At 65.4% G+C, this 1,184-nt stretch carries 1 protein-coding gene; it reads left to right on the top strand.

All coding sequences use genetic code 11. The features are described 5' to 3' along the window. On the top strand, positions 1–1,106 hold a 1,106-nt coding region (locus VBE63_RS29840), incomplete at its 5' end, for a hypothetical protein (protein ID WP_323686588.1). Between the last annotated feature and the right edge of the window lie 78 nt (positions 1,107–1,184).

The raw sequence follows: 1,184 nt of genomic DNA, 5'->3' as shown, positions 1-1,184 counted from the left end.
GGCCAGGCGCTATCGGGATTCGGCCCGCGATGCCTGGAAGTATGTGGTGCGAGACGGGCGTTGATGGCCGAGCACGCATGAGCGCAGTCGCCAATCCCAACAACGGCCGAGAGATCCCCCTCAGCGAGCTGCCAGAGCTGACGCCCTGGCTCGAGCAACGGGAGCTCAAGCAGCAGCTGCTGGCGCAAAGCGGCGGCGGCGAGGCCTTTGTTGCGCTGGCCGTGCCACTGCTCAAGCGTCACATCCTCAGTACCGACCCTTACAAGCGCGCAAGCGCGGATCACGGCCAGCTCAAAGCCCTACTGCGTCGTGGCACCAGTATCGACGAGATTGCTCACGCCTTCGCGGTGGCCTGGCTGCACGAGGCCGACAGGCTGCAGCTGCCGCGCCGCGCCCTGAGCGATCGACCGCTGTTGATCTACGGCATCCCGCTGCTGGCACTGGGCGTGACCCTGATCACCGTTGCCCTGGCGGTGTTCGAGGCCCACCCGCGCTGGATGGGCCCCTTCATCTACACCGCGCCGCTGTTCATGCTGCTGGTCGCGCCGCTGTTCTGGCTGCTGATCAAGGCTTGGCGCGGGGCGCTGCGCGGAGCAGATGCCGTGATCACGGGTCCATCGACCGCAGTCGTTGACCTCGCCCCGAGCGAAGGGCTAGACAGGGACCAACCATGGGCTCCATTGTCACTGGACTCGCAAGCCGCGACGCAGGTCTCTCCCTTGACAGATACCCATTCACCTGCAGCAGACCAGTCGGCGTCCGTGCTTCCGTCTGTGTCCGATCCGCTCAGCACCGACAGTGCGCGGCAAGTCGCTCTGAGCGACAAGCCCAAAGCCGCACCCAACCCGCTCACCCCCTTGCAAACACCCGATGAAGCCCTTTCGGAGGCCCAGATGACCGACCAACCCCAAACCCTCACCATCGACGGCACCGACTACCCGATCGCCGACCTCTCCGAGGCCGCCCAACAGCAGGTGACCAACCTGCGCGTCTGCGACCAAGAGATCCAACGCCTGCAGCAACAGCTCGGCATCGCCCAAACCGCGCGGGCGGCCTATGCCAACGCGCTCAAAGCCGAGCTACCGAGCAAGCCGGTCGCGCACTGAAGCGTTCTCCAGCATGCCTATCAGCCTGCGAATCTGACAGCCTGCTGGCATGCCATCACGCAAGCCTGACAGCCTGTG

This window comes from Lamprobacter sp., from assembly GCF_034860625.1.
Classification (GTDB): Bacteria; Pseudomonadota; Gammaproteobacteria; order Chromatiales; family Chromatiaceae; genus Lamprobacter.
This window is presented reverse-complemented; position numbering and strand designations above follow the sequence as displayed.